This window comes from Dietzia sp. CW19 (genome assembly GCF_014145265.1).
Lineage (GTDB): Bacteria > Actinomycetota > Actinomycetes > Mycobacteriales > Mycobacteriaceae > Dietzia > Dietzia natronolimnaea.
Genome location: NZ_JAALEE010000199.1, coordinates 1 through 13618, shown reverse-complemented (window position 1 = coordinate 13618; position 13618 = coordinate 1). Strand labels below are relative to the sequence as shown.

At 69.8% G+C, this 13618-nt stretch carries 12 protein-coding genes; 5 read left to right on the top strand and 7 right to left on the bottom strand.

Annotated elements, in window-relative coordinates; genetic code table 11:
• The 3 genes from G6021_RS06790 to G6021_RS06780 form a co-directional block, all read right to left on the bottom strand.
• On the bottom strand, positions 1-713 hold a 713-nt coding region (locus G6021_RS06790; RefSeq protein WP_182640912.1), incomplete at its 3' end, for a M20/M25/M40 family metallo-hydrolase.
• The gene (locus tag G6021_RS06785; protein WP_179525573.1) at positions 710-1894 is read right to left on the bottom strand and encodes an alanine racemase; all 1185 of its coding nucleotides are present in this window, start codon (positions 1892-1894) and stop codon (positions 710-712) included. The genes G6021_RS06785 and G6021_RS06790, both read right to left, overlap by 4 nt.
• A 4-nt stretch (positions 1895-1898) precedes the next feature.
• The gene (locus G6021_RS06780; RefSeq protein WP_179525574.1) at positions 1899-2537 is read right to left on the bottom strand and encodes a TetR/AcrR family transcriptional regulator; all 639 of its coding nucleotides are present in this window, start codon (positions 2535-2537) and stop codon (positions 1899-1901) included.
• A 134-nt stretch (positions 2538-2671) separates the two neighbouring features.
• Between G6021_RS06780 and G6021_RS06775 the strand changes: the two genes are divergently transcribed.
• From G6021_RS06775 to G6021_RS06765, 3 genes are all read left to right on the top strand, one after another.
• Positions 2672-4006, top strand: a complete 1335-nt coding sequence (locus G6021_RS06775; RefSeq protein WP_182640911.1) for a D-arabinono-1,4-lactone oxidase — start codon at positions 2672-2674, stop codon at positions 4004-4006.
• 84 nt (positions 4007-4090) lie between these two features.
• Positions 4091-4786: a hypothetical protein gene (locus tag G6021_RS06770; protein WP_179525576.1), complete on the top strand. Its 696-nt coding sequence runs from the start codon at positions 4091-4093 to the stop codon at positions 4784-4786.
• Positions 4787-4913: 127 nt separating this feature from the next.
• Complete coding sequence (locus G6021_RS06765; protein ID WP_182640910.1) at positions 4914-8810, top strand: multifunctional oxoglutarate decarboxylase/oxoglutarate dehydrogenase thiamine pyrophosphate-binding subunit/dihydrolipoyllysine-residue succinyltransferase subunit; 3897 nt, start codon at positions 4914-4916, stop codon at positions 8808-8810.
• Between the two features lie 97 nt (positions 8811-8907).
• Here the strand turns inward: G6021_RS06765 and G6021_RS06760 are convergent, their stop codons facing one another.
• A complete protein-coding gene (locus G6021_RS06760; RefSeq protein ID WP_347238345.1) occupies positions 8908-9762 on the bottom strand; it encodes a glycine betaine ABC transporter substrate-binding protein in 855 nt (284 codons plus the stop codon).
• A 178-nt stretch (positions 9763-9940) separates the two neighbouring features.
• Between G6021_RS06760 and G6021_RS06755 the strand changes: the two genes are divergently transcribed.
• Positions 9941-11032, top strand: coding sequence for a magnesium and cobalt transport protein CorA (locus G6021_RS06755; protein ID WP_182640909.1), 1092 nt, complete (start codon positions 9941-9943; stop codon positions 11030-11032).
• Here G6021_RS06755 and G6021_RS06750 read toward each other — a convergent pair whose 3' ends face one another.
• From G6021_RS06750 to G6021_RS06740, 3 genes are read right to left on the bottom strand one after another with little or no spacing between them, the layout of a single operon-like run.
• Positions 11033-11641 carry a suppressor of fused domain protein gene (locus tag G6021_RS06750; RefSeq protein WP_304814553.1) on the bottom strand — a complete coding sequence of 203 codons (609 nt, stop codon included), beginning with the start codon at positions 11639-11641 and terminating at the stop codon, positions 11033-11035.
• Positions 11638-12138 (bottom strand): general stress protein, encoded by a 501-nt coding sequence (locus G6021_RS06745; protein WP_182610451.1) that lies wholly within the window; start codon positions 12136-12138, stop codon positions 11638-11640. The genes G6021_RS06750 and G6021_RS06745 overlap by 4 nt, the downstream gene beginning before the upstream one ends.
• A complete protein-coding gene (locus G6021_RS06740; RefSeq protein WP_182610450.1) occupies positions 12138-13178 on the bottom strand; it encodes a CoA ester lyase in 1041 nt (346 codons plus the stop codon). Before G6021_RS06740 ends, G6021_RS06745 begins: the two co-directional genes overlap by 1 nt.
• A 69-nt stretch (positions 13179-13247) precedes the next feature.
• Between G6021_RS06740 and G6021_RS06735 the strand changes: the two genes are divergently transcribed.
• Positions 13248-13618: PRC-barrel domain-containing protein (locus G6021_RS06735; protein WP_182640908.1), on the top strand; the 371-nt coding region annotated here is incomplete at its 3' end.

Here is a 13618-nt window from a genome sequence, read left to right as displayed (position 1 = left end):
CCCGCGATCGCCGCGACCGCGTTGTCCGAGGTCGGGCGGGACGCGTGGGCCGCGGCCCCCTTCGCGCTCACCCGCGCCCAGGCGACGCCCTTCTCCGCGACCGCGATCGGGTAGAGCCGCCGACCCGCCACCGGTACGGACCACCCCCCGACCTCGCTGAGTGCGTGGGTCATGCCGTCGAAGATGTCGGGACGTTCCCGCACCACCCACCGCGCCCCCATCGTCCCGGCGGCTTCCTCGTCGGCGAAGAAGGCGAGCAACAGGGGTCTGCGCGGGACGATGCCCTCACGGCGGTAGTGGCGCACGACGGCGAGCATCATGCCGATCATGTTCTTCATGTCCACGGTTCCACGGCCGTAGAGCCAGCCGTCGTGGATCTCACCCGCGAACGGCGGGACCGACCAGTCCTCTGCGACCGCGGGGACCACGTCGACGTGCCCGTGCACGACCAGTCCGCCGGCGGCCGGGTCCGACCCGTCGACACGGGCGAACAGACTTCCGCGACCGGGCACGGACTCCACCAACTCGCTCGGGATCCCCACCTCGTCCAGGTACTCCGCGATACGTCGGCACACGCGGGTCTCACCGTCGCCGATCGTGGCGGGGTCGCCGGTGTTGGTCGAGTCGATGGACACCAGGTCAGCTGTGATCGAGACGGCCTCGGAGTGCAGGAGTTCCCGCATCTCGTCGGTCATCGGCACGGTGTCCGTCATCCGAAGCACATCCCTTCCCCACGGTAGGTGGGCCAGCGATCCACCACCGCTGGTCCCTGTGCAGTCTCGTCCACCACGTGGAGCGTGTCGAACCGCTCGCAGACCTCTCCCGCCTTCGCGTGGCGCCACCAGGCGCGGTCGCCTATCGCCACCTCCCCTCGCACGGGGGTCTGCACCTCTCCGGCGCCCTCCCTGCCCAGGTACCGCAACCCCGTGGGGCGGGCGGGGACGGGCAGCCGATCCGGCCCCGGCACCCCGGAGGCCACGTACCCCCCGTAGAGGAAGGTCGTGAGGCCGGGGGCCGGGGTCCGGACCGCCGGCAGGGCGAAGAACAGCGAGGGTCGCGGTGTGAACGAGCGGTAGCGGTCGAACAACCCGGGGACGAAGAGACCCGACCCGGCGGTCACCTCGGTGACGGCGGGATCCGCGGCGCTCTCGGCGATCGAACCGGAGCCACCCGAGTTGACGATCTCGGGTCGCTCCCCGGTGACGTCGGCGACCACTCCGGCGACGGCCCCCCGGATCCCGAGCAGACGGCGCATCGACAGCGCCTTGACCACGCCGATACCCCTGACGTCGTCGGGGACGCCGGCGACCTGCGCCTCGTAGAACATCACACCGACCACCCGGAAGCCCGAGGCCACGGCTCGACGGACCAGCGGCTCGACGTCGGCGGGGCCCCGGAGCGGGGACCGCCTGACGCCCAGGTGGAGGGGTCCGAACCGGAGCGAGGCGTCCACGTCGACGCACACCCTCGCCCCACCGGCACCCGACTCGCGGGCGATCTCCAGCTGGCGTTCGTCGTCGACCATCAGGGTCACCGCGTCGAGCGCGGCCGGATCCGCCCCCAGTCGCGCGAGCGCCGCGCGGTCGACCGTGGGGTACCCGAGCAGGACGTCGTCGCACCCCGCGTCCACGAGCCACAGGGCCTCGGTGAGCGAATAGGCCATGATGCCGCGTACCGAGTCGTCACCCCGGAGCCCCGGACCGAGGACCTCCTCGAGCACCCCGCGCGACCTGACGGACTTGCTGGCGATCCGGATCCGCGTCCCGCCTGCTCGTCGCCGCAGGTCGGCCAGGTTCGCCCGCAGGGTGGGCAGGTGCAGCGCGGCGAGCGGCGCGTCCAGTCCGGCGGTGGCCGTGTCCACGGCGTCCACGGCGTCGGTGCCGGGTCCGGACACCGGCCTACTCACCGTCGAGCGGATGCGCGTCCGCCACCACGAGGTCGACCGCCCGGTGGAGAAGGGCGATCGCCTCGTCGTCGTCCCGGCAGATCTGCCAGCGCAGACCGATGCCCGCGACCGTGGCCTCCACGACACGGACCATGTCGTCGAGGCCCATACCCCAGCGCATACCCGCGGACTGGGCGGTCCGCCCGAGCACCGAGCGGATGATCTCCTCGTTGGACTCCTGCTGGTGGCGGGCCAGGCCGATCTCGGGTGTCCCGTACGTACGCAGCGAGTAGGAGACGATCTCGTAGGTGAGGAGCTGCCGGTCGGGAGAAGCGGAGATGACGGCCCAGATCAGGTCGATGGCCTCGTACAACCTCCGTCGCAGCCCCTCCCTGCCCATGGCGCCGGAGTCGAAGTCGACGTTGATGAACGCCCGTGCCGCCTGGTGCACCTCCGAGTTGACCGCACCGATCACCTCACGGAGGAGCTCTTCCTTATCCGTGTAGCAGTAGTGGACGACACCGAGGGAGACGCCGGCCCGCTCCGCGACGCCGCGGACGGTCACCGCGCCCAACCCGTCATGTTCGGCGATCTCCAGGGCGGCCCGGAGGAGCTGCGCTCTGCGCTGATCGGATGGGAGGCGTCTGGTCACCCGTCCATGGTACGACGACGACCCTGCGGCGGGCACACTTCGTCCCCGGATCGCACAGGGCACCGCCCCGCGGTCAGGTCTGTCGTCCAGGTTGCCCCCCTTCGACGGTGAAGCGGGGGGTAATCTCGGCAGCCATGACGACCTCGACCACACCGTGGCAGAACTGGGCCGGAAACGTCATCGCCTCGCCGTCCGGCCGGTGCGACCCCACGACCGTCGCGGAGGTCACGGACATCGTGCGCACCGCCGCCGACCGGGGCACCCGGGTCAAGTGCGTGGGCGCCGGACATTCCTTCACCCCGGCCGCGGCGACGGACGGGGTCCTGATCTCACTCGACGACCTGACGGGGATCGAGTCGATCGTCCCGACCCGCGCCCCCGACGGGCACGTCGACGGGGCTGACGTGACCGTCTGGGCGGGCACGCGACTGCACCGGCTCGGCCCTCTTCTGTGGGACCTGGGACTCGCGCAACCGAATCTCGGGGATTTCGCGGAACAGTCGCTCGCCGGCGCGGTGTCGACGGGGACCCACGGCACGGGTCGGCACGCTGTCGGCCTGCCGGCCACCGTCGTCGGTCTGCAGCTCGTCGCCGCCGACGGTTCCGTCCTGAACTGTTCCCGCGAGACGAATCCTGAGGTGTTCGAGGCGGCGCGACTCGGGATCGGTGCGATCGGGATCATCACCAAGATGACGATCCACTGCGTGCCGGCGTTCGCGCTGAGCGCCGAGGAACACCCGTGGACCCTGACCGCCGCGCTCGCCGATCTCGAGGGCTTCGCGGGCTCGGCCGACCACGCGGAGTTCTTCTGGTTCCCCCACACCGACGCCGTGACCGTCAAACGCCACACCCGGCTTCCGGGCGACACCGAGCTGCAGCCCCTGGGCAGGTTCCGCGAGCTCGTGGGCGAGGAGTTCCTGGCCAACGAGGCGTTCGGTGCGTTGTGCCGGACGGCCGCCCGTCGGCCCTCGCTGACACCCCGGATCAACCGCCTCGCGGCCCGGGCGATGTCGGCCCGCGCGCACACCGATCGCAGCTACCGGGTCTTCGCCTCCTCACGACGGGTCCGCTTCCGCGAGATGGAGTACGCGGTGCCGGTGGCCGCGGCCGCGGCCGTGGTGAGGGACCTCCGGGACATGATCGACCGCTCCGGCATCGTCACGCCGTTCCCCGTCGAGGTGCGGTTCGCCGCCGCGGACGACGTGTGGATGTCGACCGCCCACCAGCGGGACGTCTGCTACATCGCGGTCCACCAGTTCCACCTGATGGACCACACCGAGCTCTTCCGATCGGCCGAGGAGATCTTCCTCGCCGCGGACGGTCGACCCCACTGGGGGAAGATGCACACCCGGACCGCCGCCGACCTGTCCGACACCATCCGACACTTCGACGATTTCGTCGCCGTGCGGGACCGACTGGACCCGGACCGGGTCTTCGCGAACCAGTACACCGAACAGGTCCTCCCGTAGGAGGCGGGACCCCGTGATCCTCCGTACCGTGGAGTGACGGACAAGGGCAGCCGACCCTGTCGTGACCACCCTCGAGGAGATCCCGTGCCAGAACGCGTCCCCGCCGACACCGACGTCTCCGGTCCACTCGCCGGAATCGCCACAGGGGCCCTCCGGAAGGCGATACGGAGCCAGGCCGGGGCCGCGCGCGCCTACGTCCGCAAGCTCCGCGAGAACCATCCGGATGAGAGTCCCGCGCGCATCCGCGACCGGCTCGACTCCCGCTTCCTGAGCGCCGTCACCGCGTCCGGCGCGGCCGTGGGCGCCACGGCGGCCGTCCCCGGGGTCGGCACCATCGTCGCGTTCGGCGCGATCGGCGCCGAGTCCCTGGTGTTCATCGAGGCCGCCGCGTTCTACACCCTGGCCGTCGCGGAGGTCCACGGCGTGGACGTGAGGGTCGGCGAGCACGAGGAGCTGCTCGTGATGACCGTCATGCTCGGGGCGTCGGGCACCGCGATCCTGGCCAACGCGGTCAGCACGAGCGGCGGGGCCTCCGCCGGCGGGTCGCTCGCCGGAAGGTCGCTGGGGCTCCCGGGTCTGAAGGAGGTCAATCGTCGGATGGTGTCCCGGTTCGCCCGGAAGTTCGCGGTGAAGCGGGCGACCCTCGCCATGGGCAAGCTCGCCCCCGCGGGCATCGGCGCGGCGGTGGGAGGCTGGGGGAACCGACGGCTGGGTCGGACCGTCGTGAAGGCGGCGGCGACCACCTTCGGGACCCCTCCGGACAGCTGGCCCTCGACCTGACCCCCGTGCGTCGAGCGCACCGCATCCCCCTGTCAGGTGAGATCGGAAGGCCGAGAACGCGCAGAAGGTCTAGCCTGGGTTCATTGCGTGTGAAACCCACCACAGATCAGGAAGGCACCACAACATCGTGAGCAACACCGTCTCACAGTTCGGACAGAACCAGTGGCTCGTCGACGAGATGTACGAGCGGTTCTCCAAGGACCCGTCCTCCGTGGATAAGTCCTGGCACGAGTTCTTCGACGCGAACCCCGGGGCCGCGGCCGTCACCGGGCGGAGTGCGTCGAACGGCTCGTCCGGTGCCGGTCCGGCTGCGGACGGGGGTGACGCACGGACTGGTGGGAAAACCAGTGGTGGCAAGACCGGTGGAGAGAAGAAGAGTGCCGGCAAGAGCGGCAAGAAGGTCTCCTCCGGGAAGTCCGGGGGCGACAACGCCACCCCCGACGCGAACACCCAGAAGACCTCGGAGCTGACCGTCGCGGACATGTCTCCCGAGTCGTCAGCCGAGGACGTGGCCGCCAAGCCCACCGCCGAGAGCTCCCCGAAGAGCAAGGCACGCGGGCGGGGTGTGCCGGCCCCCGCGCGGACGCCGAGCTCGCGTGGCACGTCGGAGGCACCCGCCGCCAAGCGGACCACCCGGCCCGAGTACACGCCGCCCGAGGAAGCAGAGAACAAGGTCCTGCGCGGCCCGGCCAACGCGATCGTCAAGAACATGAACGCGTCGCTGACGTTGCCCACGGCCACCTCGGTCCGTGCGATTCCGGCCAAGCTCATGATCGACAACCGCGTCGTCATCAACAACCACCTCAAGCGGACGCACGGCGGCAAGATCTCCTTCACCCACCTCATCGGGTACGCGATGGTGCAGGCGATCAAGTCCTACCCGAACATGAACAACCACTTCGAGGAAGTCGACGGCAAGCCCAACGTCGTGACCCCGAACGGGATCAACCTCGGCCTGGCGATCGACATGAAGACCAAGGCGGGGCGCACCCTGGTCGTGGCCGCCATCAGGAACTGCGAGGAACTGACCTTCCGCGGCTTCCTCGACGCCTACGAGGACATCGTCTCCCGCGCCCGCATCGGCAAGCTGACGATGGAGGACTTCTCGGGGGTCACCATCTCGCTGACGAACCCCGGCGGGATCGGCACCGTCCACTCTGTGCCGCGACTGACCGTGGGGCAGGGCACGATCCTCGGTGTCGGTGCGATGGAGTACCCGGCCGAATTCCAGGGTGCCAGCGACGAGCAGCTGGCCAACAACGCCATCGGCAAGATCACCACCCTCACCTCGACCTACGACCACCGGATCATCCAGGGTGCGGAATCCGGGGAGTTCCTCCGCGAGATCCACCGTCTCCTGCTCGCCGACGAGTTCTACGACGAGATCTTCGACGTCCTCGGCATCCCCTACGAGCCCGTCCGGTGGCGTCAGGACATCACCGACCCGCGCGTGGACAAGGACGCCCGGGTCCTCGAGCTGATCGCGGCCTACCGCGACCGCGGCCACCTCATGGCCGATATCGACCCCCTGGACGGGCGGCACGCCAAGCGTCGCCGCACCTTCCACCCGGACCTCGACGTCAACTCCCACGAGTTGACGCTCTGGGACCTGGACCGCAAGTTCTCCGTGGGTGGGTTCGTCGGCAAGGACAAGATGCGCCTGCGCGACGTCCTGTCTGCGCTGCGCGCGGCGTACTGCCGCAAGATCGGTATCGAGTACACCCACATCCTCGAGAACGAACAACGCCAGTGGATCCAGGAACGACTCGAGGGTGTCGACGACAAGCCGACGGTCGCCGAGCAGAAGTACATCCTGTCCAAGGTCAACGCGGCGGAGGCGTTCGAGACCTTCCTGCAGACCAAGTACGTCGGACAGAAGCGCTTCTCCCTGGAGGGCGCCGAATCGGTCATCCCGATGATGGATGCGGTCATCGACGAGGCCGCCGAGTTCGCGCTCGACGAGGTCGTGATCGGCATGCCGCACCGCGGCCGCCTGAACGTCCTGGCCAACATCGTGGGCAAGCCCTACCGGCAGATCTTCACCGAGTTCGAGGGCAACATGGACCCCTCGGCCGCCCACGGCTCGGGTGACGTCAAGTACCACCTCGGCGCCGAGGGCATCCAGTACCAGATGTTCGGGGAGAACGAGATCAAGGTCTCGCTCACCGCCAATCCGTCGCACCTCGAGGCCGTCGACCCCGTCCTGGAGGGGATCGTGCGGGCCAAGCAGGACCTCATCGAGGACCCGGAGTGGCGTGCCGAGTACCCGGTCGTCCCACTCATGCTCCACGGTGACGCGGCCTTCGCCGGCCAGGGGGTGGTGGCGGAGACGCTCAACCTGTCCCAGATCGACGGGTACCGCACCGGCGGGACGATCCACATCGTCGTCAACAACCAGATCGGATTCACCACCGCCCCCGAGGCCGGTCGGTCCAGCCAGTACTCCACGGACGTCGCCAAGATGATCGGCGCCCCGATCTTCCACGTCAACGGTGACGACCCAGAGGCGTGTGTGCGGGTGGCGCGGTTGGCGATGGACTTCCGCCAGCAGTTCAAGAAGGACGTCGTGATCGACCTCGTCTGCTACCGCCGCCGCGGCCACAACGAGGCCGACGACCCGTCGATGACGCAGCCCCGGATGTACGAGGTGATCGACGGCAAGAAGAGCGTCCGCCAGTCCTACACCGACGATCTCGTCGGTCGCGGTGACATCACCGAGAAGGAGGCCGAGAACGCCCTGCGCGACTTCCAGGGCCAGCTCGAGCGGGTCTTCAACGAGGTCCGCGAACTCGAGAAGCACCCGGTCAAGGCATCCGAGTCGATCCTGCCGAACCAGCCGCTGCCCAAGCGTCTGGTGACCGCGGTCGACGAGTCGGTCATCCACGCGATCGGCGACGCCTTCGGCAACCTGCCCGAGGACTTCCACATCCACTCGCGTGTCAAGCCGGTCTACGAGGCGCGCCAGAAGATGGCCTACAACGGGAACATCGACTGGGCGTTCGCCGAGCTGCTCGCGATCGGTTCGCTCGTCATGGAGGGCCGGACCGTTCGCCTGGCCGGCCAGGACTCGCAGCGCGGCACCTTCACGCAGCGGCACGTGGTGGTGGTCGACAAGACCACTGCCGAGCCCTACTCGCCGCTGCAGAACCTCGACGAGGCCGACGGCCGGTTCGAGGTGTGGAACTCCGCGCTCACCGAGTACGCCGGTGTCGGGTTCGAGTACGGCTACTCCGTGGGCGACCCGGAGGCGCTGGTCCTGTGGGAGGCGCAGTTCGGCGACTTCGTCAACGGTGCCCAGACCATCATCGACGAGTACATCTCCTCCGGTGAGGCCAAGTGGGGTCAGAAGTCCTCGGTCACCCTGCTCCTGCCGCACGGCCACGAGGGCATGGGCCCGGACCACACCTCAGGGCGCATGGAACGCTTCCTGCAGCTGTGCGCGGAGGGGTCGATGACGGTCGCGCAACCGTCGACCCCGGCGAACTACTTCCACCTCATGCGTCGCCACGCCACCGACGGCATCAAGCGCCCCCAGATCGTCTTCACCCCCAAGTCGATGCTGCGGAACAAGAAGGCCGTCAGCGCCCTCGCCGACTTCACCTCGGGCAAGTTCCGTTCGGTGCTCGACGATCCCACCTTCGTCGACGGTGGCAAGGACCCGGAGAAGGTCAAGACCATGCTCCTGGTCTCGGGCAAGCTCTACTACGAGCTGGCGGCACGGCAGGAGAAGGAAGGCCACGACGACGTCGCGATCGTCCGGCTGGAACAGATCCACCCGATCCCGTTCCGTCGTCTCCGCGAGGCGCTCAGCCACTACCCGAACCTCACCGAGGTCCGGTGGGTGCAGGAGGAACCGGCCAACCAGGGCGCGTGGAGCTTCCTCGCACTCAACCTGCCGGAGGTCATCCCGGAGTTCCCGCCGCTCAAGCGGGTGTCTCGACGGGCCATGGCCGCCACGTCGACCGGCCTGAGCAAGGTCCACGCGGTCGAGCAGAAGGCGCTCGTGGACGAGGCGTTCTCCTGATCGCGGCCACGGGGTAGGCGCGGGTCTCCGCGCCCCCCGGCGGCGATCGCCCGGGGCCTGTCCCGTGCGCCCGGGGCCGGTCCCGTGCGCCCGTGGCTCAGTAGTCGTGCGAGTCCAGCCAGTAGTTGGCGAGATCGGTCGGGGTGGAGGTGCCGAACTCCACCCCGAGCAGGAGCTCCCGCACGTCCTCCGTGGTCAGCTCGCCGCTGATCCGGTTGACCAGGGCGAGTTGGTCCTCGGAGAGTGAGCCCTTGCGGAACACCGGGACGACGTGTTGGGCCAGGATGGCGTCCTCGTCGTCGTCCAGCGGCACCATGTCGTCGGGATCCAGGACCGGGTCGGTCGACTGGACCAGCCCCACGCCGATCTCCCCCGCGCGCAGTGCGTCGAACACCGCGCGCGGGTTCGGGCCCAGCGCCACCCTCCGCCCGAACCCGCAGTCGTACGTCCCACCCACCGCGGTGGCGAGCTCACGGTCCGCGAGCGCCTCCTGGCGTGCGCCCAGTGTGAACTCCCCGCAGCGTCCGGCGAGGTCGGACATGGTCCGCAGACCGCGCGTCTCCGAGGTGTGCCGGGTCACCACGTAGACGGGGGCGTCCTCGGCGGGAGCCGGGTCGGCTGCGGTGACACCCTCGGGGAGGGCGGCCATCATCGCGGTGTACACCTCGTCGGCCTCGACCACGGTGGAGCCCGGATCGAACGCCCGGAGCAACTCCCCGGTGAACCCGATGGTGAACGTGGCGTCTCCCGTCGTCACCGACTCGAGGACCTCGGCCTGGTCTCCCGACTGCGGACGCAGAGTGACCCGGGAGCCCGATCTCAACAGGGCGTTGCCGTAGATGTGGCCGACGACCTCGGCCTCACCGAAGGACGCGGTCTCGATCACCACGACCGGATCGGACTCGTGGGCGGGGACGATCGACGACTGCGCCTGGCATCCGGTCAGTGCCACCACCGCAACCCCGGCGATCGCCAGTCCGCGTACCCCGGCCCGCTCCCCCGTCCGCCGCACTCGACCACGTCCTTCCTCGCCACGTCCGCACCCGGTCGTGCGACACCTGTCCGCCAGTCTCCCAGCAGAACCCTAACGCCCATCGTGTCGAGGCCCGGCGCCGGATAGTGTCATGGTGATGAGTGAGGGGGCGCTGGTGCCGAGTATCCGAAGACGGCGGGGCGACACGGCCACCCCCTTCCCCCCACGCACCCGGCTGACCGTTCCCACCGAACGCGCGGTGGTCGACTGCGGTGTCTACGTCGACGGCGTCCGTGTCCCGGGGCGCTTCACCCACCGGGCCGCGATCCGGCACGTACGAGAGGCCGGGCGGGGGTTCGTGTGGGTCGGGCTCCACGCCCCGGATCCGCACCAGATGGAGGCGCTGGCGAGTGAGTTCGGTCTCCACGAGCTGATCTCCGAGGACGCCGCCAGCGGACGGCAGCGGCCCAAACTGGAGGCCTACGACGACTCCCTGGTCCTCAACATGTCGACGGTCAGGTACCTCGAGCACGAGTCGATCACCGAGACCAACGACATCGTCTCCACCGGTGAGGTCATGGTGGTCCTGGGCCGCGACTTCGTGGTGACCGTCCGTCACGGGGACTTCACCGGCCTCGCCGACATCCGCGCGGAGCTCGAGAGCGCGCCCGAGAGGCTGCTCCGGGGGCCGTCGACGGTGATGCACGCCGTGGCCGACCGGGTGGTGGACAGCTACCTCGAGGTGGCCGAGGGGATGAGTGGGGACGTCGACGACCTGGAGACCGCCGTCTTCGCCCCCCGCACCCGTGTCGACATCGAGCAGATCTACCTGCTCAAGCGTGAGCTGCTCGAGCTCAAGCACGACATCGCTCCCCTGGCCCTGCCCCTGCGGCGCCTGGCGGTCGAGCATCTCGACCTGATCCCCGCCGAGATCCGGCACTACTTCCGCGACGTCCACGACCACCACAGCCAGGTCGCGGCGGAGGTCACGACCCTCGACGAGCAGATCACCTCGTTGGTCAACGCGGCCATGGCGATGATCGGGGTGCAGCAGAACACCGACATGCGGCGGATCTCCGCGTGGGTGGCGATCGCGGTCGTGCCCACGATGATCGCGGGGATCTACGGGATGAACTTCACCAACATGCCCGAACTGCATTCCGAGTACGGCTACTACCTGGTGCTCGGGGTCATGGCCGCCGCGTGCACCGGGCTGTTCCTGCTCTTCCGCAGGAACCGCTGGCTGTAGTCAGCGGGTCAGACCCGGATTCACCGCGCGGCGCGCCGGATCGGTCACGTCGATCCCGGCCTCCGCCCACGCGTCCTCGAGCTCCCCCGCTCCCTTGAGCCGGACCCAGGCCGCCTCGGTGTGCGTCACCGGGACCGCTCGGAAGATCCTGACGGGGGCGGACTCCCCACCCACCTCGACGTCGGGGATCTCGGGCGCCCGCAGCACGACCGCGGTGAACGCCGCGCCCGGCCACAGCGGCTCACCGAGATCGATGAGAGCGCCCTCGGACAGCACCAGGCCCTCGACCGCCGGGGCGGCCGCGAGCACGGCCAGGGCGCGGACGAGCCCGTCCACGCCGCCCCGCAACACCAGGGAGAGTTCGGCCCGCGGCGCGGTCGGGTCGGGGACCAGCGCGGACGGGTCCCCCATCGGGTCGGCCGAACACCCGAGCGAGGCGTATCTGACCAGGCCGGACTCGATGTCCACGAAGCGCAGGACCCGGATCGGTGCCGCCCCCAGGAAGGTCACCGACGCCTCCTGCGGCTCGGGGCCGAGATGCGCGATGAGATGCTCGCGGACCGCGGTCAGGACGGACGACGAGTCGGAAGGGCCTCCCGGGAGAGTCACTTGAGGCCGAGGCGTGCGAGTTCGTCGCGGACCTTCTCGGCGTTCCCGGGCTCGCACAGGATGTCGTACCGTCCGGCGACCAGCTGGGAGGTCGACGCGAAGTCGCGCTTTCCCCGTGTCGCGGCGTAGGACAGCGAGGCGGAGACCACACCGAACACCGAACCACCGATCAGTCCGGTGAGGACGACTCCCCACATCGGCTGGGTGAAGATGCCGACCAGCAGGCCCACGAACAGTCCGAGCCACGCGCCGGTCGCCAGTCCGCCGAGCAGGATCTTGGGCCAGGTCAGCCGGCCGGTGACACGCTCCACCTGCATGAGGTCCACGCCCACGATGGTCACCTCGTGGACGGGGAACTCCTCGTCCGCGAGGTGGTCCACGGCCGCCTGGGCCTGCGCGTAGGTGGGGTAGGAACCGACCACCCACCCGGTGGGGGGCGTGGGCAACCCGGGCGTCTGCCCGCGCCGGCCCGTGGTCGGGGGCACCGGAGTCGTCATCACATCGATCCTTCCGTCGTCGACCCGTTCGGATCGGTCTCTCGGGCGGCCGTCGTCGTCATCCCCGCTGCCCGCCCCCGTGCGGAGACCACCAGTGCCATCTTACGGCTGGCCTCGTCGAGCATCTCGTCACCGAACATCACCGCGCCCCGGGCCCCGCCCTCCTCGGACGTGGAGTGGGCGTAGGCGGCGAGGATCCCCTCCGCCTTGTCGAACTCGTCCTGACGCGGGCTGAACACCTCGTTGCCCGCGTCCACCTGGGCGGGATGCAGGACCCACTTGCCGTCGAAGCCCAGTGCCGCGGTGCGGGCCGCCGCCCTGCGGAAGCCCTCCACGTCCCGCACCTTGAGGAACGGCCCGTCGATCGCCTGGAGACCGTGCGCCCGTGCGGAGACGAGGATGCTCAACAGAACGTGGTGGTAGGCGTCGCCCGGCGCGTACCCCTCCGGCTGCTCCCCGACGGTGAGGGTGCGCATGCCGATCGAGGCCATGAAGTCCGCGGGACCGAACACCAGCGTGAGGACCCGCGCGCTCGCGGTGGCGATCTCGTCGATGTTGGTGAGACCGAGCGCGTCCTCGATCTGGGGCTCGATACCGATGTGCCCGACGGGCAGGCCCGCCGCCTTCTCCACCTGGGTGAGCACCAGGTCGAGGGCCCGGACCTCCGCGCCCGACCGCGCCTTGGGCAGGAGGAGCGCGTCGACGTGGGCGCCCGCCCTGCCGACCACCTCCGTGACGTCCCGGACGGTGTACTCGGTGTCCCAGGCGTTCACCCTCACCACCACGGTCGGCGCGGCGAAGCCACCGCTGGTGAGCGCCTCGACGACGTTCTCGCGCGCCTGTTCCTTGGCCGGGCCCGCGACGGCGTCCTCGAGGTCGAGGAACACCTCGTCCACCGGCAACCCGCGGGCCTTGCCGATCATCTTGACGCTGCTACCGGGGACGGCGAGCACAGTGCGCCGGGGACGGGTGCGCAGTCCGGCGATCGTCGCCGCGGCGGACTCCGACGGTGCGGGCTCCGTGTGCTGGGCGGGGGTCATCTGCGGGCACTCCCTCCGGTCCGGTGCGGGCGGGGCGTGATCCACCACCCGGTGACTAACCTGGTCCGCATGGCGAACCTCTACAAGGCTTTCGTCGCCAGGCTAGCCGGACTGCCGGTGATCGGCCCTGACGGGGACGACATCGGGCGGATCCGCGACGTCGTGGTGACGATGCGCGCCCGGCACAAGCAACCCCGGGTCCTCGGACTGGTGGTGGAGCTTCCCACCCGGCGGCGGATCTTCGTGCCCATGCTCAGGGTCGCCTCGGTCGAGCCCCGCTCGGTCGCGCTGATCTCCGGAACGATCAACCTGCACCGGTTCCAGTCCAGGCCCGGCGAGAACCTGGTGCTCGGGTCCCTGGTGGACTCGATCGTGGGGGTCGATCCGGAGCGCGGCGCGCCCGGCTCCGCGGCCGGCCCCTCGGCCGTCTCGGCGGCCGG

Bases quoted from the DNA above. Each gene is read 5' to 3' on its own strand.
- G6021_RS06775 (WP_182640911.1), top strand. From the start codon at position 2,672: ATGACGACCTCGACCACACCGTGGCAGAACTGGGCCGGAAACGTCATC.
- G6021_RS06755 (WP_182640909.1), top strand. From the start codon at position 9,941: ATGAGTGAGGGGGCGCTGGTGCCGAGTATCCGAAGACGGCGGGGCGAC.
- G6021_RS06745 (WP_182610451.1), bottom strand. From the start codon at position 12,138: ATGACGACTCCGGTGCCCCCGACCACGGGCCGGCGCGGGCAGACGCCC.
- G6021_RS06740 (WP_182610450.1), bottom strand. From the start codon at position 13,178: ATGACCCCCGCCCAGCACACGGAGCCCGCACCGTCGGAGTCCGCCGCG.